The 22,714-nt window shown below is 75.0% G+C and carries 5 protein-coding genes; all 5 read right to left on the reverse strand.

The annotated features are described in order from the left end of the window. Nucleotides 1-39 precede the first annotated feature (39 nt). Genes TOK_RS08635 through TOK_RS08655 form a run of 5 tightly spaced genes read right to left on the reverse strand, consistent with a single transcriptional unit; the run spans nt 40 to nt 22,714 of the window. Nucleotides 40-1,068 (reverse strand): ABC transporter substrate-binding protein, encoded by a 1,029-nt coding sequence (locus TOK_RS08635; protein ID WP_172457488.1) that lies wholly within the window; start codon nt 1,066-1,068, stop codon nt 40-42. Between the two features lie 24 nt (nt 1,069-1,092). Then, entirely contained in the window at nt 1,093-16,053 is a 14,961-nt protein-coding gene (locus TOK_RS08640; protein ID WP_098957276.1) for a non-ribosomal peptide synthetase, read from the reverse strand. Then, nucleotides 16,050-17,651 carry a (2,3-dihydroxybenzoyl)adenylate synthase gene (locus TOK_RS08645; protein WP_098957277.1) on the reverse strand — a complete coding sequence of 534 codons (1,602 nt, stop codon included), beginning with the start codon at nt 17,649-17,651 and terminating at the stop codon, nt 16,050-16,052. Before TOK_RS08645 ends, TOK_RS08640 begins: the two co-directional genes overlap by 4 nt. Beyond that, on the reverse strand, nt 17,648-22,429 hold the full coding sequence (locus TOK_RS08650; RefSeq protein ID WP_098957278.1) for a salicylate synthase: 4,782 nt from the start codon (nt 22,427-22,429) through the stop codon (nt 17,648-17,650). The genes TOK_RS08645 and TOK_RS08650 overlap by 4 nt, the downstream gene beginning before the upstream one ends. Before the next feature lie 45 nt (nt 22,430-22,474). After that, on the reverse strand, nt 22,475-22,714 hold the full coding sequence (locus tag TOK_RS08655) for an MbtH family protein (protein WP_098957279.1): 240 nt from the start codon (nt 22,712-22,714) through the stop codon (nt 22,475-22,477).

Consider the following 22,714-nt stretch of genomic DNA (forward strand, 5'->3'; position numbering starts at 1 on the left):
GGTCGCGGATCAGCGACCACACGGGTCCCGGGGAAACGGTCAGGCGCCTGCCTGCGCCGCCTTCGACAGCAGCGGGGCGATCTGCTCCAGAACGGCGACGTTGCCCAGCGCGGACGGTAGGAAGACCTGCCCGATCTGCGCCGTGTCCAGCTCGACGACGGCCTTCTTCTGGAACGCGTTCATGCTGGTGAAGACGCGGTTCGAGTCGAAGAACGCCTTGTCCTCGGGGGTCCCGAAGCCGGTGACGACGACGTTCGCGTCGAGCATGTTCAGCTGCTCGAGCGACAGGTAGTCGTCCTGCAGCGTGATCTGGCCGGAGGCGATCGGGTCGAGCGAGGCGGTGCGCTTCATGCCGAGGCTGGTGAAGAACTGGACGGCCTGGTCGGTGTCCTTGTAGCGGACCAGCGGGTAGTCCTTGGACAGGTAGCTCAGCGAGAACGTCTTGCCCGCGATGGCCGGGTTGGCTGCCTTGATCGCGGCGATCTCGGCCTCGGTGTCGGTGACGACCTTGTCGGCCTCGGCGGACTTGCCCATCGCCTTGCCGACGTAGCGGGTGAAGTCCTGCCAGGAGTAGCTGAACCGCTCCTTCTCCGACGTCAGGGTCGGCGCGATCGCGGCGAGCGCGTCGTAACCGGCCTGGTCGGTGGTGTCCATCGCGATGATCAGGTCGGGCTTGAGCGAGGCGACCTGCTCGATCGGGGTGCCGGCGTCGTCGGCGAGGGTGACGCTGTTCGCCCTCTTGAGCTCCGCGTCGAGCCACGGGTAGGTGTCGAGGCCGGACGAGGTGGCGATCGGCGTGACCCCCAGCGAGATCGCCGCCTCGGCGTCGATCTTGCCGAGCGCGATGATCCGCGTCGGGGCGGCCGGGACCGTCGTGGTGCCGAACTTGTGCGTGATCGTGACCGGGAACGAGTCCCCGGCCGCCGCGGCGGGTGCCGAGGTCGTTGCGGGGGCGCCCCCGGTGGACCCGCCGCCACAGGCGGCAACGGCGAGCGTCGCCACGGCGATCGCCGCACCGGCGATCGTGCGGCGGACCCGTCTGGCGGGTCGGCTGAGCTTGGTGGACACGGGAATGTTCTCCTCGGGAATCGGTCAGTCCTCGAACTCCAGTTCGAGCTCGTCGAGCTCGGACCGGGACAGGGATTCGAGTGCCGGGCCCGGGGTGGGCGCGGCACCCGCACCGGCGGGTGGCCGGGCGGCGATGTCGCGGACGGCCCTGACCCAGCCGTCGGCGATCCGGACGACGTCGTCGGGTGCCGGGCCGCCGGCACGCCACCGCAGCGACGCGGCGAGCACGGGACCGGTCGGGCGGTCGTGGACCGCGACGTCGACGGACAGGTCGTGCGAGAGCGGGACGGCGGCGCCGGCGTGCACCGCGTCGGTGTCGGCGGGGACGACGTTCCAGGGCGCGTCGTCGGGCTCGCCGTAGCGGCCGAGGTAGTTGAGCAGGGCCCCCGACTTCTCCGCGGGCCCTGCGTCGTCCGGCACCCACCCTGTGGCCGGGTCGACGACGAGCCGCGACAGGGTCGTGAACCAGCCGACGGTCGCGGAGACGTCCAGGCCCGCCCGGTCGGTGCGGCCGTGGGCCTCGACGTCGAACCTGACGGCGGTGTCGCGCTCCCACGGCCGCAGCCGGCGGCGGTGCTCGCCCAGCGCCGTCGCGAAGCCGAGGAACAGCACGTCGCGGACCGTGCGCCCGCCCAGGTCGGGCAGCGGCGTCTCGAGGTGGTGCACGCCGGTGCCGGCGGCCCGGGGGCCGTCGACGTCGAGCGGGTCGGGACCCGGCGCCGGGTCCTTCCGACTGTGTTCCGGGGTGCGCGCCCAACGGGAGAACGACGTGCGCTCGGCCGTGACCCGCGGCGCCCGTCCCTGCGTCGCCGCGGCGTACCGCTCGGCCAGCTCCGGGACGAGGATCCGCCAGGAGACGGCGTCGACCGCGAGATGGTGGGCGACCAGCACGAGGCGGTCGCCGACGACGCGTGCGGCGAGCATGCGTCCGTCGTGTGTGGACAGTGCGTCGATCGCGTCCTCGTGGGCTCCGGCCAGGTCGGCGCGGTCGTCGGCCGTGACAGGCTGTGCGTGGCCCGCTTCCATGAGGGCATCGGGCCGGACCCGCACCCGCAGCATCGGGTGCGCCTCGACGAGCCCGGTCAGCGCCACGTCGAGTGCCGTCCGGTCGACGTCGTCGGGCAGCCGCAGCACGACCGACTGTGTCAGCCGCGAGTCGGGACCGTCCTCGTCGAGCAGGTCGCGCATGATCGGCGTCGGCGGGAAGGGCTCGGTGCCGTCGTCGGACGCCGTCGGGGCCTCTGTGGTGCGGGCGCGGCCGGCGATCCCGGCCGGGGTGCGGGCTTCGAACACGTCCTGCACGCGCACGGCGAAGCCGTTCTCGCGCACCAGGCTGACCAGCTGGATCGAGACGATGCTGTCCCCGCCGAGGGTGAAGAAGTCGGCGTCCGCGGCGACCGGCGGAGCGCCGAGGACCTCGCCGACGAGCCGGCAGAGCAGCTCCTCCAGCGGGGTCGCCGGCTGCTGTCCTCCCGCGGCGGTCCGAGCCGGGACGAGTGCCGCCCGGTCGAGCTTGCCGTTCGCGGTGCGCGGCAACGCGTCCAGCACCGTGACCGTGGCCGGGACCATGTGGGCCGGCAGCGTCGTCGTCAGCTGGTTCCTGACGGACGCAGCGTCGGCGGTGCCGGTCACGAAGGAGGCGAGGGCCCCGTCCACGACGATCGTCGCCGCCGCCGTGACGCCCGGCTGCGCGGTGAGCGCCGCGTCGATCTCACCGGGCTCGATGCGGAAGCCGCGCAGCTTGACCTGGTCGTCGGAGCGGCCCCCGAGCAGCAGCGTGCCGTCGCCGGCCCAGCGGCCCAGGTCGCCCGTGCGGTAGAGCCGGTCGCCGGGGGCGCCGTGCGGGTCGGCGACGAACCGCGCCGCGGTCAGGCCCGGTCGCCCGAGGTAGCCGCGGGCGAGCTGCGGCCCGCCCAGGTACAGCTCACCCGTGACGCCGGTCGGCACGGGCCGCAGCCGCTCGTCGAGCAGCAGTGCGCGGGTGCCCGGGGTGGGGCCGGCGGTGCCGTCGGCGTCGCGGCGCCACAGGTAGGTGTCGACGGTCGCCTCGGTGGGCCCGTACAGGTCGGCGACGATGACGTCGTCGCGCGCGGCGAAGCGCTCCCGCAGCGCGGGGGTGATCTTCTCCCCGCCCATGGCGATGACCAGCGGCTGATGGCCGAGGTCGCCGAGCTGTTCCAGGTGTGTCGGGGTGAGGTCCACGTAGTCGAGGCGATGGCGCTGGATGCCGCCGAGCAGCAGCTCGGGCTCGCGGATCTCGTCGTCGCCGAACAGCACGAGCTCGTGGCCGTCGAGCATCCACAGCAGCGGGTCCCAGGAGGCGTCGAACCCGAACGACGCGGTGTGCCCGACCCGGAGCCGCCGCCCGCCCGCCCGCTCCCGCGCGGCCGCGATGACGCCGCCGGGCCCGGTGTGCGCGGCGTACAGCGCGGCGAGCCCCGCATGCGTCCCGACGACGCCCTTGGGCGTCCCCGTCGAGCCGGACGTGTAGATCACGTACGCCTGTGAGTGGCGATGGTCGCCATGGCGACCATCGCCACTCATGACCTCGGTGAGGGCCGCGTCCTCGGTCGGGAGTGCAGGGAGTGCGTCGAGGACCACGGCCGGGTGGGCGTCGTCGAGCAGGAACGCGATCCGCTCGGCCGGCAGACCCGGGTCGACGACGACGGGCGCCGCGCCGGCGAGCTGCACCCCGAACAGGGCCGCGACCAGGTCGGCGCCGCGTGGCATGCGGAGCGCGACGACGTCCTCGGCCCCGATGCCGCGGCCGCGCAGGTGCGCCGCGACACGCGATGCGCGCGACCCCAGCTCGCGCCAGGTCAGCGTCTCGCCGGTGGCGGCGAGGGTGAGCGCGGGAACGTCCGGCATGTCGGCGACGCGGGCGGCGACGAGCTCGGGGACGGTCGGCCCGGCCGTCGTCGGGTCGGTGCCCACGGCTCGTGGGTCCCCGGCCAGCAGGACGTCGAGGTCACCGACGCGCCGCGCCGGGTCGGCGACGACCTGCGCCAGGAGCGCGGTCAGCCGCTCGGCCAGCGCGCGGGCCCCGGCGTCGTCGAACACGTCGGCGCTGTACTCGACGGCCACGCGCAGCCCGTCAGTGTCGTCGGTGAACTCGACGGTCAGGTCGAACTTCGCGACGCCCAGGTCGACCGGCACGGACTCGACGGCGACGCCGGGCAGGTCGAGCGCGCCCGCGGTCGGGTCACCCGCGACATGGGTGACCATCGTCTGGAACAGCGGATGCCGGCGCAGGTCGCGGTCGGGGGCGAGCAGCTCGACGAGCCGCTCGAACGGCAGGTCCTGGTGCTCGAACGCGGCCAGGTCGGCATCCCGGACGCGGCCGACGAGCTCGGCGAACGTCGGGTCCCCGGACAGGTCGGCCCGCAGCACCAGCGTGTTGACGAACAGGCCGACGACGTCGTCGAGCGCGGCGTCGGTGCGTCCGGCGACCGGGCTGCCGAGCGGGATGTCGGTCCCGGCGCCGAGCCGGTGCAGCAGCGCCGCGACGGCGGCCCGCTCGACCATGAACGCGCTGGCCCCGGCCTCGCGGGCCAGCCGGCGCAGGCCGGTGCGGACGTCGTCGTCGACGGTGGACGTGACCGTGCCACCCGCGTACCCGGGGGCGGCCGAGCGCACCCTGTCGCGGGGCAGGTCGAGCTCGGGCGGCAGGCCGTCGAGCGTCGTCGTCCAGAAGCGGACCAGCTCCGCGGCGCGGCTCGCCGGGTCGGACTCCTCGCCCAGCGCGTCGCGCTGCCACAGCGTGTGGTCGACGTACTGCACGGGCAACGGCGCGAACCGCGGCTCCTCGCCGGCGGCGCGGGCCCGGTAGGCGGTCGCGAGGTCGCGCAGCAGCGGCGCGGCCGACCAGGCGTCGGCGGCGATGTGGTGCACGACCAGGGTGAGGACGTGCTCGTCGTCGGCGACCCGCTCCAGCGTGGCGTGCACGGGTGCGTCGGTCTCGATCGCGAAGGTGCGCGCGGGGTCGCCCTGTTCGCGGGCCAGCCGCGGCCGGCTCCCCCGGTCGTCCAGTACCACGGCGTGCGGCACCCCCCGGATCTCGGGGAACACCGTGCGCAGGGCCTCGTGGCGCTCGACGACATCGTCGAAGGCGGCGGCCAGCGCGGACACGTCCAGCGGGCCGCGCAACGTCGCGACGAACGGGATCGTGTACGCCGTGCTCGGGCCTTCGAGGCGGTGCAGGAACCACAGCCGCTGCTGTGCCGACGAGAGCGGCACCTGCGCGGGCCGGGGCTGCGGGCGCACCGGGGGCCGGGCCGGGCGACCGGTGGCGGCCTCGACCGCCCGGCCGAGCGCGGCGACGGTCGGGTGGTCGAACACGGTCCGGACGCCGAGGTCGACGTCGAAGACCGTGCGCAGCCGGGACACGACGCGCGTTGCCGAGAGCGAGTCCCCACCCAGGTCGAAGAAGGAGCCGTCGGCCCCGATCCCGTCCAGGTCGAGGACCTGCGCGAACACGCCTGCGACCAGTTCCTCGACGATGCCCTCGGGCGCACGGCCCCGGCCCTCGAGAACCGGCGCGGGCAGGGCGGCGCGGTCGAGCTTGCCGTTGACGGTGGTCGGGATGACGTCGAGCACGACAACCGCCGACGGCACCATGTACTCCGGCAGCGCGGCTGCGGCGTACTCGAGCACTCGTGAGTGGCGGTGGTCGCTGTAGCCACCATCGCCACTCACAGGGTCGGTCGGCCTCGCGGGAGCGGGGTCGGTGGGCTCCGCGGGAGCGGGGTCGGTGAGCACCACATAGGCGATCAGGCGCCCGTCCCGGGGCACGACGACCGCGCGGGCCACGCCCGGCGCCCTCGCGAGGACCGCCGCGATCTCGCCCGGCTCGATCCGGAACCCGCGGATCTTGACCTGGTCGTCGGACCGGCCCTCGTAGACCAGCTCGCCGTCCACCCACGCGACCACGTCACCGGTGCGGTACAGCCGGCCCCACGGCGACGCGACGAACCGCGACGCCGTGAGCCCCGGCCGGTTCAGGTAGCCGCGGGCGAGCTGGACGCCGCCGAGGTACAGCTCGCCGGGGACGCCGTCGGGCACGGGGCGAAGCGCGTCGTCGAGGACGTGGAGCTGCGTGTTCCAGACCGCACGCCCGATCGGGACGGTGTCGGTGTCGGTCGCGGTGGCCTCGTGGAACGTGACGTCGACGGCGGCCTCGGTCGGGCCGTAGAGGTTGTGCAGCCCGGCCCCGTTCACCGCGCGGAACGCCTGCGCGGTCCGCGCGGGCAGGGCCTCGCCCGAGCAGAACACCCGCCGCAGCCCGGTCAGCGCAGCCACGTCGGCACCGGCGAGGAAGGCATCCAGCATGGACGGCACGAAATGCACCGTCGTCACGCCCGAGGACGCGATCACGTAAGCCAGGTACGCCGGGTCGCGCTGCCCGCCCGGGTCGGCGACGACCAGCCCGGCCCCGACCACGAGCGGCCAGCAGAACTCCCACACCGACACGTCGAAGCTCGCCGAGGTCTTGAGCAGCACCCGGTCGGTGTCGTCGAGCGGGTGTGCGCCCTGCATCCACGCGATCCGGTTCGCGATCGCCGCGTGCTCGATCACGACGCCCTTGGGCCGGCCTGTGGAACCGGACGTGTAGATCACGTACGCCGCGTCGCCGCGCCGGGCGAGCGAGCGAGGGAGCTCCGGGGCGCCCTCGGCCGCGACCTCGTCGAGCACGACGAACTCGACCGGCGAGTTCGACACCACGGCTGATCCGGGGCCCTGTTCCGAGCCCTGGTGTCGAACTCGGCGCAGGTCGGCCGTGGTCAGGACCACGGCGGGCGCGGCGTCGTCGATCATGAACGTGATGCGGTCGGCGGGGTGCTCGGGGTCCAGTGGCAGGTACGCCGATCCCGCCCGCAGCACGGCGTGCAGCGCGACGACGAGGTCGACCGACCGCGGCAGCAGCAGCCCGACGATGTCCCCGCGCCCGATCCCGCGGCCCGCGAGCCATCCGGCGAGGCGCGCGACCCGCGCGTCGAACTCGGCGTAGGTCAGCTCCTGTTCGCCCGCGACCAGCGCGATCGCCGACGGGGTCTGCGCCGACTGCGCCACGACCTGCGCGGGCAGCGTCGCCTCGTCGACGGTGACGTCGTCGCCCCGGCGCGCCAGGATCCGGGTGCGCTCGGCGGCGCCCAGGACGTCGAGCGTCGCGACCCGGGCCTGAGGCGCGGCCACGACCTGCTCGACGACCGACAGAAGACGTTCGCCCAGCTCGGCGGCCCGGGCCGCCCCGAGGCCGCGGTGGCGCAGGTCGATGCGCAGCCGCTCGCCGGGCAGCACCATGACGGTGACGGGATAGTGCGTGGCGTCGTGCGCGTCGGCGGCCACGATCCGCAGCCCCGCACCCGCACCGGTGTCGACCGGGTAGGACTCGACGACGGTCAGCGTGTCGAACAGCTCCCCGGCTCCGGCGATGCGCTGGGTGTCGGCGAGGCCGAGGTGCTGGTGCTCGAGCAGCGCGACCTGTTCGGCCTGGACCCGCGCGAGCAGGTCGGCGACCGTCTCGGCGGGGTGCAGGCGCACCCGGACGGGCACGGTGTTGACGAACAGTCCGATCGTGGCCTCGGCGCCCGGGAGGTCGGCGGGGCGACCGGAGACGGTCGTGCCGAACACGACGTCGTCGCGGCCGGTCAGCGCGCCGAGCAGCGCACCCCACACGACCTGCACGAAAGTGCCCAGCGTGACCCCGTGCTCGCGGGTCGTGGCATGCAGTCGCGCGGTCGCCGCGGCGTCGAGCTCGACGGTGTGGGTGTCGGGGAGGTCGACCGAGCCGGCGTCGGGGACGAGCCGCGTCGGCTCCTCGATCCCGGACAGGGCGGCGCGCCAGGCGTCCTCGGCGGCGGCCCGGTCGCGGCCGGCGAGGTGGACGAGCAGGTCGCGGTGCGGGCGGGCGGCGGGCAGCGCCGCGCCGTCGTGCAGCGCCAGCAGCTCGCGCACGACGATCGGCAGCGACCAGCCGTCGAGGGCGACGTGATGGTGCGTGACGACGAGCCGGTGCCGGTCAGGGCCGGTGCGCGCCAGCAGGATCCGCAGCAGCGGCGGGGTGGCGAGGTCGAACGGCTCGGCGCGGTCGGCGGCGGCTGCCGCGTCGAGGTCCGCGTCGGTCTCCACGAACCGCGGCGGTGCGGTGGCGAGCACGACGGCGACGTCGTCCCCGGCGGGGAACACCGTGCGCAGCGCGGGATGGCGGCGGACCAGCTCGTCGGCGGCCGCGCGCAGGTCGGCGGGCCGCAGCGGGCCGTCGAGGTCGAGCGCGAGCTGCACGATGTACGGGTCGACACCTTCGCCCGCATGGAACACGAGCCCCTGCTGCAACGGCGTGAGCGGCAGCACGTCGACGAGCTCGGGGTAGCGGGCCTCCCAGCGCCGCACCGACTCCGGGGTCGCCGCGACGAGCGGCAGGTCCGACGGGCTGCGCCCGGCCAGCGCCGGGTCGGCGACGGTCGCGGCGAGGGCGCGCAGCGCGTCCGTCCACAGTGCCGCGAACCGACGGACGGCGGCCTCGTCGAGCAGGCCGGTGGCGAACGTCCAGCCGGCGCGCAGCGTGGGGCCGTCCGGACCGTCCTCCGCGAGCGCGACGACGTCGACGACCGCCGCCGCGGGCTGCCCGGGGTCGACGGTGCCGCGCAGCGCGGCGGCGGGGCTCCAGTCGCCGTGCGCGACAGGCCGGGGCATCCGGCCGAGGTAGGTGAACCCGATCTGCGGTTCGGCGCCCGGAACATCGAGCAGGCCGAAGCCGATCCCGTTGCGCGGCAACGCCCGCATCGTGTCCTTGACGGCCCGCAGCGCGGCGACGGTCCCGGCCGCGCCGTCGAACCCGGTACGCGGGTCGGCGGGCAGCCGGGCGGGGAACAGGCTGGTGAACCAGCCGACGGTGCGCGACAGGTCGACGCCCGCGACGACGTCCTCCTCGCGGCCGTGCCCCTCGACGGCGACGAGCAGGTCGGAGACCTCGACGCCGCGCTCACGGCGCCAGCGGGTCGCGGCCAGTGCCAGCGCGGTGAGCAGCACGTGGTCGACACCGGCGTGCTGGGCAGCCGGCAGCGCACCGAGCAGCGCGGCCGCGTCGGGACCGTCGACCGTGACCTCGACGGTCGCGGTGGCCGTGTCGGTCGCCGGATCGAGTGGGCGGTCGCCGAGCAGCGGATCGGGTCCGGCGACGACGTCGCGCCACACGTCGCGCTCGTCCTCGGCGGAGGCCGCAGCGAGGCCCGCGGCCCAGTGCCGCATCGACGTCGGGACGGGCGGCAGGGCCTCACCGCGGGCGGCGCGGGCGAGGTCGTCGAGCAGGATCCGCCACGACACCCCGTCGACGACGAGATGGTGCGCCACGACGACGAGCCACGCCCGGTCACCCTCGACGAGATGGGTGACGGCGAGCATCACTCCGGCGGCGGGGTCGAGCCGGTCGGCCGCGTCCTCCACCGCCCGGTCGAGGTCGGCCCGGTCGAGGTCGGCCCGGTCGAGGTCGGCGCCGTCCTCGACAGCCACCGCGACCTGCGCCGACGGTGCGACCACGAGGCGGTCACCGTCGAGCCGGGACCGCAGGACGTCGTGATGGTCGACGAGGGCCTGCACCGCCGCGGCGGCGACCGCCGGGTCGGAGGGAACGTGCAGCACCGCGGCCTGGCCGAAGCGGGTGAACGTCCCGCCCCGGGCGAGCAGCCGGCGCTGGACCGGGGTGGGCTCGATCGGGCCGACCGGGTCGAGCTGCGGCCCCGCGTCGGCGACCGCGGTGCGGGCGACGGCCGCCAGGCCCGCCACGGTGCGCCGCTCGAACACCTCACGCGGTGTGACGGTGACGCCGGCCGCGCGGGCGGCGGCCACGAGCTGGATCGACAGGATGCTGTCGCCGCCGAGGACGAAGAACGAGTCGTCGGCGCCGATCGCCTCGACCCCCAGCACCTGCGCGAACGCAGCGGCGAGGGCCTCCTCGACCGGTCCGTGTGGTGCGCGGCTCCTGCCGGAGACCGTCGGCGTGGGCAGGGCGGCGCGGTCGAGCTTGCCGTTGACGGTGGTCGGGATGTCGTCGAGCACGACGACCGCCGACGGCATCATGTACTCGGGCAGCACGGCCGCGGCGTACTCGAGCACCTGTGAGTGGCGATGGTCGCTGTGGCGACCATCGCCACTCACGACCTCGGTGGGCTCGTCGGATGCGGCGTCGGTGAGTACCACGTACGCGATCAGGCGGCCGTGGCGCGGGACGACGACCGCGCGCGCCACACCGGGCGCCCCGGTGAGGACCGCCGCGATCTCGCCGGGCTCGATGCGGAACCCGCGGATCTTGACCTGGTCGTCGGACCGGCCCTGGTAGACGAGCTCACCGTCGACCCACGCGACGACGTCACCCGTGCGGTAGAGCCGGCCCCACGGTGAGGCGACGAAGCGCGACGCGGTGAGTCCGGGTCGCCCGGCGTAGCCCCGGGCCAGCTGGACGCCGCCGAGGTACAGCTCGCCGGGGACGCCGTCGGGGACGAGGCGCAGTGCGTCGTCAAGGACGTAGGTCCGGGTGTTCCACACCGGGCGCCCGATCGGCACCACGTCGGTGTCGGCGGCGGTGACCTCGTGGAACGTCACGTCGACCGCGGCCTCGGTCGGGCCGTAGAGGTTGTGCAACACCGCGCCGCTCACGGCCCGGAACGCCTGTGCCGTCGGCGCGGGCAGGGCCTCCCCGGAACAGAACACCCGGCGTAGCCCGGTCAGCGCGGCGACGTCCGCACCCGCCAGGAAGGCGTCCAGCATGGACGGGACGAAGTGCGCCGTCGTCACGCGCCCGGTCTCGACGAGACAGGCAAGGTACGACGGGTCGCGCTGGCCGTCGGGCTCGGCGACGACCAGGCCCGCCCCGACCGCGAGCGGCCAGCAGAACTCCCACACCGACACGTCGAAGCTGGCCGACGTCTTGAGCAGCACCCGGTCGGACCCGTCCAGCGGGTACGCGGCCTGCATCCAGGCGATCCGGTTCCCGATCGCCGCGTGCTCCACCACCACGCCCTTGGGGCGTCCGGTCGAGCCGGACGTATAGATGACGTAGGCGGCGTCGCCGGGGCGGGCGCGAGCCCGGTCGAGCCCGGCGGTCGCGGCGACCACGGCTGCGACCTCGGCGTCGTCGAGAGCCACGAACTCGACCGGCGAGTTCGGAACCACGGCTGATCCGGGGCCCTCGTTCGAGCCCCGGTGTCGAACTCGGCGCAGGTCGCCGCGCGTCGTCAGGACCGCGGCCGGCGCGGCGTCGTCGATCATGAACGCGATGCGGTCGGCGGGGTGGTCGGGGTCCAGCGGCAGGTACGCGGCGCCCGCCCGCAGGACGGCGTGCAGGGCGACCACGAGATCGACCGACCGCGGGAGCAGCAGGCCCACCACGTCCCCGGCACCGACACCGCGGCCCGCCAGCCAGCCCGCGAGCCGGGCGACCCGGGCGTCGAGCTCGGCGTAGGTGAGCTCCCGCGTGCCCGACACGAGCGCGACGGCAGACGGGGTCAGTGCCGCCTGGGCAGCGACCTGCTCGGGCAGCGTCGCCGCGGGGACGGCCACGACGTCACCGGTGCGCGCCAGGATCGCCGCCCGCTCGTCCCCGGAGAGGACGTCCAGTGTGGACAGCCGTGCGTCGGGGTCGGCGACGGCCGCGGCGAGCAGCCGGTGCAGCCGGGCGACGATCCGGTCGACGTCGGCGGCGGTGTAGCGGTCGACGTCGTACTCGACCAGCAGGTCGAGGCCGGGGTCGCCGGCACGCTCGAGGACGTTGACGAGCACGTCGAACTTCGCGGCTCCCGCGCCGACGAGCACCCGCTCCACGTCGAACCCGGCGAGCTCTCCCGGGGCGGGGGCGGGCTGGTAGGACAGCATGACCTGGAACAGCGGGTGCAGCGCCGCGGTGCGGTCGGGCAGCACGGCGTCGACGACGCGGTCGAACGGCGCGTCCTCGTGGTCGAAGGCGGCGAGGTCGGCGGCACGGACGCGGCCGAGGACCTCGCGGAACGTCGGGTCGCCGTGCAGGTCGGTGCGCAGCGCGAGCGTCCCGACGAAGAAACCGACGACGTCGTCGAGACTCTCCTCGGCACGGCCCGCGACGGGCGTCCCGAGCACGACGTCCGGCCCGGCCCCCAGCGTCGACAACAACACCGACAGCGCGGCCTGGAACACCATGAACGGGCTGGTCCCGGTCGCGACGGCGACCTCGCGCACCCGCTCCGGCAGCCCGGCGGGCACCGGCAGGACCGTCATCTCACCGCGGTGGCGCGGAGCGTCCGGGCGCGGGACGGGCGACGGGAACGTCATCTCCTCGGGGACGCCGCGCAACGCGTCGGCCCAGAAGGCACGCAGGTCGTCGGCGCGGGCGTCGTAGGACGCGCGCTGCCAGCGGGCGTGGTCGGCGTAGCGCACCGGCAGCGGCGTCCACCGTGGGGCGTCGCCGCCGAGGCGGGCGGTGTACGCCGTCGCGAGGTCGCGCAGCAGCGGGCGGGTCGACCAGTCGTCGGTGGCGATGTGGTGCAGCAGCAGGACCAGCAGGTGCTCGTCGCCGTCGGTGACCAGCGTGGCGCGCAGCGGCGGCTCGACGGCGAGGTCGAACGTGTGCCGGACGGCGTCGCGGGCCGCATCGAGCGCGGTTCCGGCCGCCACCCGCGAGACCCGCAGGGGTGTCCCCACCGGCAGGACGGTCTGGGAGGGACCGGCGCCGACGACCGTGCGCAGCGGCTCGTGCCGGGCGACCACGTCGTCGACGGCCGCGGTCAGAGCGGCGACGCGGGCCTCGTCCAGGCTGCCGCGCAGCCGCAGCACCGTCGGCAGGTTGTAGGTGGTGCTCGGGCCCTCCAGCTCGTGGAGGAACCACAGGCGCTGCTGGGCGAACGAGAGCGGGGCCGGGCCGGCGTCGTCGGGGGCGCGGCGCAGCGGCGGCCGGGCCGGCGCACCCCCGGGCAGGGCAGCGGCGAGCCGGGCGGCCGTCGGGGCCTCGAACAGCGCGCGGACGCCGAGCTCGACGCCGAGCCGGGCCCGCACCCGCGCGGCGACCCGGGTGGCGAGCAGCGAGTGCCCGCCGATGGCGAAGAAGTCGTCGTCGGGGCCGACGGCGTCGACGCCCAGGACCTCCGCGAACACCGCGCACAGCAGCTCCTCGCGCGGCCCGCGCGGCGCCCGGGCGGCGGTCGGGCAGGCGAGATCGGGTGCGGGCAGGGCGCGGCGGTCCAGCTTGCCGTTGGACGTGACGGGGAGCGCGGGGAGCGGAACGATCGCGACGGGGACGAGATGCTCGGGCACCGTCTGCGCCAGTGCGCGACGCAGTCCGGCCGGGTCGAGGGTCGCCGGCACGACGTAGCCGACGAGCGCGTTCTCCCCGGGCCGCACCTCGCGGGCGACGACGGCGGCGTGCGCGACGCCCGCCAGCGCCCCGAGCGCGGCGGCGACCTCACCCGGCTCGATGCGGAAGCCGCGGATCTTGACCTGGTCGTCGGCGCGGCCCCGGTACTCCAGGGCGCCGGTGTCGTCACGGCGCACCAGGTCGCCGGTCCGGTAGAGGCGGGACCCGGGCGGCCCGAACGGGTCGGCGACGAACCGCCCCGCCGACAGGCCCGGCTGCCCGCTGTAGCCGCGGGCGAGCTGGGTGCCGCCGAGGTAGAGCTCGCCGACGACGCCGACGGGCACCGGTTCCAGCCGCTCGTCCAGGACGTGGGTCCGGGTGTTGTGGACGGGCCGCCCGATGCGCACGTCCTCACCGGCGACGGTGTGGGCGGTGCTGTAGACGGTGGTCTCGGTGGGGCCGAAGAAGTTGCGGACCTCGCGACCCCGGTCCTGCAACGCCGTCGCCAGCCCGGCGGGCAGGGCCTCGCCGGCGAGGACGAACGTGGGCGCGGTGGGGAGGTCGCCGGCGTCGAGGAGGGCGGCGACGGCCGTCGGGACGCCGGACACGAGCGTGGGGTCGGTGGCCGAGCCTGCGGCGAGGACGTCGCGGACGATCTCGACCCGGCCGCCGCACAGGAGCGGCGCGAACAGCTCGAAGACGGACACGTCGAAGCTCAGCGACGTCGAGAACACGGTGCGTGCCAGGCGCTCCGGGCCGAGCTCGGCGATCGCCCAGCTCGCGAGCGCGGCGGCGTTGCGGTGCGGCACCCGGACGCCCTTGGGCGAGCCGGTCGAGCCGGAGGTGTGGATCGTGTACGCGGCGTTCGCGGGGTGGAGCGGGCGGACGCGGGCCGGGGCGTCGCGATCGGCACCGGTCGGGACCTCGATGACCGGCACACCCGAGTCGGCCCAGACTCGTGAGTGGTGATGGTCGCCATGACGACCATCACCACTCACAGCGGCACTCACGCCGGCGTCCGCCAGGAGGGTCGCGACGCGGGCGGCGGGATGGGCCGGGTCGATCGGCAGGTACGCGGCGCCGGACTTCAGGACGCCCAGAACGGCGACGACCAGGTCGTCGGTGCGGGGCAGGGCGATCGCGACGGTGTCCTCGGTGCCGAAGCCGCGCTCCGCCAACGCGCGGGCCAGCGTGTTGGCGCGGGCGTCGAGCTGCGCGTAGGTCCACTCGGTGTCGCCGAACCGCAGCGCGGGGGCCGACGGGGTTCGTGCGACCTGGGCCTCGAACAGGTCGGGGAGCGTGGCGTCGACAGCGGTGTCGGCGCCCGAGGCCAGGTCGAGGAGGAGTGAGCGCTCGCCCGGAGCCAGCAGGGGGAGGTCGGCGACGGGCGTGTCGGGGTCGGTCAGGGCGGCGTCGAGCAGCCGGGCGTAGCGGTCGAGGAACGTGTCGGCCTCGGCGGCGGACCAGGTGTCGAGCCGGTGCGCGGCCTCGGCGACGTACTCGTCGCCGTCGCGGACCAGCGACAACGAGAGCCCGAACTCGGCGGCACCCGACGAGATGCGCCGCGGGTGCAGCGTCACGCCATCGAGCGACGGGCGCAGGTCCGAGCGGACCGCGAACAGGGCGTCGAACAGCGGGGCGGGGCCGGAGTGCCGGGCGGGCCGGACGGTCTCGACGACGAGGTCGATCGGGACGCCCTGGTGCTCGTAGGCGGCGAGCGCGTCGTCGCGGACACGGCGGAGGAGCTCACGGAACGTCGGACCGTCGTGCACGTCGACGTCGAGGACGATCGTGTTGAGGAAGCAGCCCACGACGGGCCGGTCCTCCGGCTCGGGCCGGTGCAGCGCAGGGGATCCGACAGCGACGTGATCGGCGCCGTGGCGCAGCCGCGCGAGCAGTGCACCGAAGGCGGCGAGCCCGGCCATGAACGCGGTCGCGCCCTCCACCCGGGCCATCTCGGTCATCCGGGCGGCCAGGCCCGGCAGCGGACGGATCGCGACACCACCGCGGCCCGCACCCGCGGCGGGCCCGTCGACGGGGGCGACCCGGTCACGCCAGAACGCCAGGTCGTCGGCCCAGAACTCCGGGTCGCGCTGGTGGCGGGCCCGGCGTGCCAGCTCGTGGTGCGGCACCGGGACCGGGTCCCCCAGTGAGCCGCCCGCGTACGCCGTGGACAGCTCGCCGAGGAACAGCTCCCAGGCGGCGTCGTCGAACGCGATGTGGTGCCCGACCAGCACGAGCGTCGCGCCCACGAGCGCGACCCGCAGCGGCGGCTCGGTCGCGAGATCGAACGGGCGGCGCGCGAGGGCGGTCGCGACGGCGTCGACGGGGCCGACCTCGACGAGCAGCCGCGGCGCCGGTCCGGCGGCACGCACCGGGTCGCCCCCGGGGCCCGGGCGGTAGAGCGTCCGCAGCACGTCGTGGCGATCCACGACCGCGTCGACCGCCGCCGCGAGGGCGGGCACGTCCAGTGGTCCGGCGACGTCGAAAGCCAGGCACAGGTTGTCGACTACACCCGTCGGGTCCAGCTGCTGGGAGAACCACATGCGCCGCTCGGCGGCGGACAGCTCCCCCTCGGGGGCGAGGTCGTGCTCCACGGTCGTCGGGGCGAGACCGCGTGCGGCGAGGAGCCGGCGCAGCAGGGCCTGACGATCGGTCGTTGCCGTCACGTGCTCAACCGCTCCACGACGTCGCGCTTGCTGATCTTCCCGACGGCCGTCAGCGGCAGCTCGTCGACGATGACGAGCCGGTCGGGGTGCTTGAACCTGGCGAGCCCCTGCTCCCCCAGGAACGCCTTGAGCGCCTTGAGCTTCGGCGGCCCGTCGGGGCCGGGCACGACGACGGCGCAGACGATCTCGCCGAGGGTCTCGTCGGGCAGCCCGACGACGGCGGCCGCGGCGACCGCGGGGTGGACGAGCAGGTACTCCTCCAGCTCACCGGCGGACACGTTCTCCCCGCCGCGGTTGATGACGTCCTTGACCCGGCCCTCGACGACGAGGTGCCCGCTCGGCAGGACGCGCACGACGTCGCCGGAGCGGTACCAGCCGTCGGGGGTGAACGCCGTCGCGTTGTACTCGGGGACGCGGTAGTAACCCTGCAGGGTGTACGGCCCCCTGGTGAGGAGCTCACCGACCTCCACGTCGTTCCCGTCGGGGTCGACGACCCGGATCTCGTCGTCGGCACACAGGGGCCGGCCCTGGCTGATCTCGACGATCTCGGCCGGGTCGTCGAGACGGGTGTAGTTGAGCAGGCCCTCGGCCATCCCGAACACCTGCTGGACCTGCGCGCCGAGCGCGTCGGGGATCCGGCGGGCCAGCGCCGCGTCGAGCTTCGCCCCGCCGACCTGCAGCAGCCGCAGCGACGACAGGTCGGCGCCCGCGTACGGCGCGGCCTCGGCCCACAGCCGGGCCAGCGGCGGGACGAGCGCGGTGACGGTGATCCGCTCGCGTTCGATCAGCGGCAGGGCGACGTCGGGGCTCGGCGCCGGGCACATGACGACGGTGCCGCCGACCCCCAGGACGCCGAGGATGCCGGGGCAGGCGAGCGGGAAGTTGTGCGCCGCGGGGAGGGCGACGAGGTAGCGGTCGTCGGCGGTCAGCGCGCAGACCTCGGCGCTGGCGCGGGCGTTGAGCGCGTAGTCGTCGTGGGTGCGCGGGATGAGCTTGGGCTTGCCGGTGGTGCCGCCGGAGATCAGCAGGACCGCGATGCCGGCCGGGTCGACGAACGGGGTCTCGGCCGCCGCCGGAGCGGTCACCGAGCCGAGCGCGGTGAACGGGCCGGGGTCGCCGTCGACGAGGACGTGCTCGATCCCGGGCACGAGCTCGACGATCTCGGCGGCCAGCGTCCGGTGGTCGAAGCCCTGGAAGGAGTCGGCGACGACGTAGCCGACCGCCTCCGACAGCGCCGCGAGGTGCTCGATCTCGGTGCGCCGGTGCGCAGGCAGCGCCATCACCGGGACGGCGCCGATGCGGGCCAGGGCGAACGTGAGGACGACGAGCTCGGCGGTGTTGGGCAGCTGCAGCACGAGCCGGTCGCCGGCGCCGATGCCGAGCGCCACCAGCCCGGCGGCCCGCTCGTCGACGCGCTTGTCGAGCTCGGCGTAGGAGAGCCGCAGCTCCCCGTCGACCACTGCGAGGGCGTCGCGGTGGGACGCGGCCCAGGTGCGCAGCAGCTCACCGAGGGTCTCGCCGCGCCAGTAGCCGGCCTCGCGGTAGCGGGCGGCGAGCTCGGAGGGCCACGGCGTGAAGCCGACCGCGAGGTCGCTCATTCGCCCGCCCCCGCCAGCATCGCGGCGACCTCGTCGTCGGACAGCTCTGCGACCTCCAGCCACACGTGGGCCACCGCGTCGAGCCGGTCGGGCTCGTCCTCGGCGTCGACCATCGCGGCGGCCAGCCCGGCGACGGTCGGCGCGCCGAACAGCGACCGCACCGACACCGACCGGGTGTCGAGGGCATCGCGCAGTGCGGCCACGATCGACGTGGCCAGCACGGAGTCGCCGCCGATGGCGAAGAACTCGTCGTGCACGCCGACCTGCTCGACGCCCAGCACGTCCCGCCACACCGCGGCGATGACCCGCTCGACGGGTGTCCGGGCGAGCTCCGCGGCGGCCGGCTCGCGCCCGAGCGCCTGCGACGCGAGCTCCCGGACGGCCTTGCGGTCGATCTTGTTGTTGCCGGTCAGCGGCAGCACGTCGAGGACGACGACCTCCTCCGGCACCATGTGCGACGGCAGGGTGTCGCGAACGGCCTCGCGGACCGCGTCGGCGTCGAGACCCGCCCCGGCGACGGCGGCGGCGAGCGTCGAGGTACCCGCGACGACGGCAGCCGCACCCGTCACTCCGGTGACCGCGGCCAGCGCCGCCTCGACCTCGCCGAGCTCGACCCGGAAGCCGCGGATCTTGACCTGGTTGTCGTTGCGGCCCAGGAACTCGAGTGTGCCGTCACCGCGGTAGCGGGCGAGGTCGCCGGTGCGGTACCAGTTCCGGCCCTGGTGGGAGACGAACCGGTCGGCGGTCCGGGCGGTGTCGCCGCGGTAGCCGCGGGCGACGCCGTCGCCGCCGATCCACAGCTCGCCGGGTACCCAGTCCGGGCAGTCGCGGCCGAGCTGGTCGACGACGCGGCAGACCACGTTGGACAGCGGGGTGCCGTAGGGGACGCAGCGCCAGTCGTCGGGGACGTCCGCGTCGACGACCTCGCACACCGTCGAGTGGATCGCGGTCTCCGTGGTACCGCCGAGGCCCACGAACCGGGCGCCGGGCACCGCGGCGGCGAGCCGACCGGGCAGGTCGACGCCCACCCGGTCGCCGCCGAGCAGCACCAGCCGCAGGCTCTCACCCAGCGGGACCCCCGACGCCAGGACCATGTCGAGCAACGGCGGGACGCAGTTGAGGACCGTGACGCCGTGCTCGGCGATCGTCGGCCCCCAGGACTCGACGTCGCGACGGTCGTCGCCGGGTGTGGTGACGACGGCGCCGCCGACCGACAGTGGTGCGAACAGGTCGAACACCGACAGGTCGAAGTCGAGCCCGGACAGCGCGAGGGTGCGGTCTGCCGGTCCGATGCCGAAGCGGCCGACGAGGTCGTCGATCGTGGTCATCGCCGCGCGGTGCGGCACCTCGACCCCCTTCGGCTCGCCCGTCGAGCCGGAGGTGAACAGCACGTAGGCGAGGTCCTCCTCCGCGCCGTCGACGGGTGCGGCGAGCGGGCGTGCGGCGGGCACGAACGACTCGTCCACGACGACGGTGTACCCGGCGACGGCCGCGATCCGGGCGGCGCGGGCAGGCGGCTGGGCGGCGTCGACCGGCACGTACACCCCGCCGGCGGCGAGCACGCCGAGGACGGCTGCGACCTGGCCTGCACCCTTGGGCAGCGTGACGGCCACCGGGTCACCGGAGGTGACGCCGCGGTCGACGAGTGCGGCGGCGATGCGCAGCGCCTCGTCGGCCAGCTCGCCGTAGGTGAGGGTGCGCGCGCCGAGGATCGCGACGGCCGCCGGGTCGGCGGCGGCGTGGGCGAAGAAGCCCTCGTGCAGACGCCGGTGGCTGCGGGGCGCGGCGGTGTCGTTGACGGCCGCGCGGGCGCCGAGGGCGGCCTGCGGGACGAGCCCGTCGACCGGCGCGGTCCAGGCCCCCGGGTCGTGGGCGAGCCGGGACACCAGCGCGGCGAAGGCGTCGAACATCGCGTCGACGACGCCGTCGGCCAGCTCGCCGACGCGGGCGTCCCAGTTGACGAGCAGCCCGCCGGCCAGCTCGGTGACCTGCGCGTCGAGGACGACCTGCGGGCCCTGGGAGATGATCCAGACCGGGTCGCCGAACTGCTCGTGCACGGCCGCGCCGAACAGGTCGCCCAGGGCGAGCGCGCTGGTGAACACGACGGGGGCGACGACCTGCTCGCCGCTGCTGCGGGTGAGGTCGCGCAGCACCTCGACGCCGGTGTAGTCGGCGTGGGCGGCGTCGGCGTGCATGCGGGCCTGGACCCGGCGGGCGCGCTCGACGAAGGTCAGCTCCTCGGTGAGGTCGACCTCCAGCAGCACCGACCCGGTGAAGTCGCCGACGACGTGCACGACGTCGGGGTGCACCGGCTCGCGGTCGAAGAGCGGCACGTTGAGCAGGAACCGCGGCTGCGAGCTCCAGGCGCCGATCATCTCGGCGAACGCGGTGGCGACGACCATCGCCGGGGTGAGGCCGTGCACGCGGGCGGCGTCGGTCAGCGCGGAACGCTCGGCCGCCGGCAGTACGACCGACCGCCGGGTGCTGCGGGTGCTCCACGGACGGTCGACGACACCGGCGGGCGTCGGCGCGGCCGGCAGCTCCGGGGCGCCCGGCAGCGTCGGGAGCCGGTCGCGCCACCACGCGGCGGCCCGCTCGCGGGCCTCGGCGCGCAGCTTCGGACGGGCGGCCCGGTAGCGGGCGTAGTCGTACTCCAGCGACGGGAGGTCCGCGGCCGCGTCGTCGCCGTCGGCGCTGTAGAGCGCGGCGAGGTCGGACAGCATGATCCGGTAGCTGACGGCATCGGCGGCGACCATGTCGACGTCGACGTGCAGCCGGGTGCGGCCGCCGGGCAGCAGGCTCAGCGCGGTCGCGAAGACCTCGCCGGACTCGATGTCCAGCAGCTGATGGGAGTTGACGTCGCGGACCTCCTCGAGGCGCCGCTCGCGCTCGTCGTCGGAGACCGAGCGCAGGTCGTGCACGGTGAGCCCGCGCCAGCCCGACGCCGGGGCGATGTGCTGGCGGCCGTTGTCGGTGACGACGGCGCGCAGCATGCCGTGCCGTGCGACGAGCCGCTCCAGGGCGGTGGCCAGGCGCTCGGCGTCGACGTCGGCGCCGTCGAACTCCGTGTACAGGTGCGCGGCCACGCCACCGAGGCGCTGCGCGGGTGAGCGGCCGATCCAGTAGGCGTGCTGCAGCGTGGCGAGCGGGAAGTCCTCGGACGCCGGTTCGGCGGGCACGACGGGGGCCGGGACGACGACCTCGGCCCGCCGCGACGACAGCAGCTTCGACCAGCCGTCGAGGGTCGGGGTCTCGGCCAGCTCCGCGAAGTTGACCTCGACGCCCGCACGCCGCCAGCTCGCGACGAGCTGCATCAGCGCGATCGACTCCAGGCCCAGCTCGAAGAGGTTGGCGTCGGCGGCGATCGTCTCGGCGTCCTCCTCGGTCAGCTCCGCAGCGGTCGCCCGCAGCCCCTCGACGGTCAGATCGGGTCCGGTCACCTGCGCAGGTCCTTCCTGATGGGTGGCCGCCGGGACCAGGAACCGCGAGATGCTGCGCAGCTTCTCGTTGGTCTCCTCGAACTCCCGCTCCGGTGTGGACGGTGCGACGATCCCCGCGCCCGCCCGCAGCCAGGTCCGGCCGTCCTGGGAGAACACGGTGCGCAGCACCAGTGCCGCGTCGAGCGTGCCGTCGCAGCCGACCGACAGGACGGCGCCGCTGTAGAGGCCGCGGGGGTACTCCTCGTGCTCGGCGATCAGCTCGAACGCCGGGGCCTTGGGGATGCCGGACGCGGTGATCGCGGGGAAGAGCGCGGCGAGCGCGTGCCAGGCGTTGCGGCCGTCGGCGAGGCGTCCGGTGACGCGGGAGGCGAGGTGCTGCACGCTGCCCCGCTCCTGGACGTTCATGAACTCCTCGACGAACACGCTGTCGGCGCGGCAGACGCCGGCGAGCTCGTCCTGGGCGAGCCGCACCGAGATGGCGTGCTCGAAGATCTCCTTCGGATCGCCCAGCAGCTCGACGCGGCGGGCCAGGTCGGCGACGGGGTCACCCAGGAGGGCGCGGGTGCCGGCGAGCGGCTGGGTCGAGACGCGACCGTCGGCGCCGACCTCGACGACCGTCTCCGGGCTGAAGCCGGTGGCCGCGAGCCCGCCGAGGTCGAACAGGAACGAGCGGGCGGGGGTGTTGCCGCGGCGGCCCGCGACGTAGCTGTCGACGAGGTCGATCTCGTCGGGCACCGGGACGACCCGCGACAGGATGACCTTCTGCAGCCGGTCGTCGCGGATGTCACGGACGGCGGCGGTCACCGCGGCCCGGTAGGCCTCACCACCGGTCGCCGCGACGTCGATGGCTCCACCGGGGGGACGGGTCGGGGCGGTCGCGGCGAGGGCGGCGGCCAGGGCGTCGAGCCCGGCGTCGTCGGTCGCGGCGAGCTCGGCACCGGCCGGGTCGAGACGGACCTCGCGCTCCGGCACGACGAGGTGCAGGACGGGTCGGTCACCGGCCATCGCGGTGTTCCCGCTGACGACGGTGTGCAGCTCGTACGCAGCCCAGCCGACGGCCCGCCACTGTCCGAAGGGCAGGGTCGTGAGCAGTCGCGAGACCTGCTGGAGCGGTTCGTCGCCGACCGGCTCGACCACGGTCGTCGATCCGGTCCGGAGCCGGATCCCCCGGGCGTCCATCGTCAGTTCGGCGCGCGCGCCGGACGCGAACGTCCATCGCCTGGACTGCTCGTAGACGACGTAGGGACCGGTCGCGGCGCGGGCGAGGGCCGCCGCCGCGAGGAGCGGATCGGCGACCGGGCCCACGGTCCGGCGGACGGGATCGAGGGCAGGGGTCATCGCGGCGGGTCCTTGTCGGGTTGCGGGGTGCGGGACGGATCGCGGTCAGGCGCTGGCGGCGCGCTCGCGTTCGTCGCGCTCCATCTGCTCGACCAGGCTCTTGGGCCGCATGTCGGTCCAGTTCGCCTCGATGTGGTCGAGGCACTCCTGCCGTGACGCCTCGCCGAAGACGACCGTCCACCCGGCGGGGACGACCGCGAACGTGGGCCACAGGGAGTACTGGCCCTCGTCGTTGATCAGGGCGTAGAACACGCCCTCGTCGTCGTCGAACGGATTGCCGGACAT

Source organism: Pseudonocardia sp. N23 (assembly GCF_002583555.1).
Taxonomy (GTDB): domain Bacteria; phylum Actinomycetota; class Actinomycetes; order Mycobacteriales; family Pseudonocardiaceae; genus Pseudonocardia.

Bases quoted from the DNA above. Each gene is read 5' to 3' on its own strand.
- TOK_RS08645 (WP_098957277.1), bottom strand. From the start codon at position 17,651: ATGAGCGACCTCGCGGTCGGCTTCACGCCGTGGCCCTCCGAGCTCGCC.
- TOK_RS08650 (WP_098957278.1), bottom strand. From the start codon at position 22,429: ATGACCCCTGCCCTCGATCCCGTCCGCCGGACCGTGGGCCCGGTCGCC.
- TOK_RS08655 (WP_098957279.1), bottom strand. From the start codon at position 22,714: ATGTCCGGCAATCCGTTCGACGACGACGAGGGCGTGTTCTACGCCCTG.